This window comes from Pseudomonas sp. NPDC077649 (assembly GCF_044542855.1).
In the GTDB taxonomy this organism is placed as follows: Bacteria; Pseudomonadota; Gammaproteobacteria; order Pseudomonadales; family Pseudomonadaceae; genus Aquipseudomonas.
The window spans coordinates 1-1195 of the sequence record NZ_JBITVF010000021.1 but is presented as its reverse complement, the minus strand read 5'-3'; the positions used below and the strand labels follow the sequence as shown (position 1 = coordinate 1195).

Annotated in this window: 1 protein-coding gene; it reads right to left on the bottom strand. The window is 59.4% G+C overall.

Annotated elements, in window-relative coordinates; genetic code table 11:
- Window positions 1–149: 149 nt before the first annotated feature.
- On the bottom strand, window positions 150–1130 hold the full coding sequence (locus ACIGFL_RS24055) for an IS5 family transposase (RefSeq protein ID WP_397487585.1): 981 nt from the start codon (window positions 1128–1130) through the stop codon (window positions 150–152).
- Window positions 1131–1195 lie beyond the last annotated feature (65 nt).

Here is a 1195-nt window from a genome sequence, read left to right as displayed (position 1 = left end):
TAGGGAAGGTCTGAAGTAGCCCTGTATTTCCGGTCAACTTCAGCCCTCGCTGCTTTTGAAAGCGGGCCGTCGATCAAAATCGACCAGGTAACCCGCTCAGTTCTCCGTTTTTGGCCGCCGCGAGCACCTCGCAGCAGCCATTTTCCGCATTACAGGCGTACCTCTCCTGCGGTAGTCAGCAAATGTCGGCGCGCCATCCATAGGTTCGACAGCGCGAACAGCGTCACCAGTTGAGCGGTGTTCTTGGCCAGGCCACGGAAGCGCACCTTCACGTAACCGAACTGGCGCTTGATCACTCGAAACGGGTGCTCGACCTTCGCTCGCACTTGTGCCTTGGCCTTCTCGATCTTGCGCTTGGCTTTGTACAGGGCGCTGCGTTTATCGAGCTTCTTGTAGGTGCTGCGGCGTGCTGCGACCTGCCAGATCACTTCGCGGCCAGCATGTTCGGGGCGCTTTTCGACGCCGGTGTAGCCGGCATCGGCGCAGACGACGTTCTCGTCACCGTGCAGCAGTTTGTCGACCTGGGTGATATCCGCCACGTTGGCTGCCGTGCCTACCACGCTGTGTACCAGCCCCGACTCATCATCCACGCCGATGTGCGCCTTCATGCCGAAGTAGTACTGATTGCCCTTCTTGGTCTGGTGCATCTCCGGGTCCCGCTTGCCGTCCTTGTTCTTGGTCGAGCTCGGTGCGTTGATCAGCGTGGCGTCGACGATCGTGCCTTGCCGCAGAAAGAGACCGCGGTCGCCCAGGTAGCCATTGATGACGGCCAAGATTCCTGCCGCCAGCTCGTGTTTTTCCAGCAACCGCCGGAAGTTGAGAATGGTTGTTTCGTCAGGGATGCGCTCCAGGCTCAAGCCCGCAAACTGGCGCAGAATGGTGGTCTCATAAAGCGCCTCTTCCATCGCCGGGTCGCTGTAGCCAAACCAGTTCTGCATCAGATGGACACGCAGCATCGCTATCAGCGGATAGGCTGGCCGGCCACCGTCACCCTTGGGGTAGTGAGGCTCGATCAGCGCAATCAAGCCCTTCCATGGCACCACCCGATCCATCTCGATCAGGAACAGCTCCTTGCGGGTCTGCTTGCGCTTACCTGCGTACTCGGCGTCGGCGAAGGTCATCTGCTTCATCGGGATACTCGGGCAACGGGATCGGCGTATTTCACCAGAAACGGGGAGTCTTCTTCAGGGTTTCC

Bases quoted from the DNA above. Each gene is read 5' to 3' on its own strand.
- ACIGFL_RS24055 (WP_397487585.1), bottom strand. From the start codon at position 1,130: ATGAAGCAGATGACCTTCGCCGACGCCGAGTACGCAGGTAAGCGCAAG.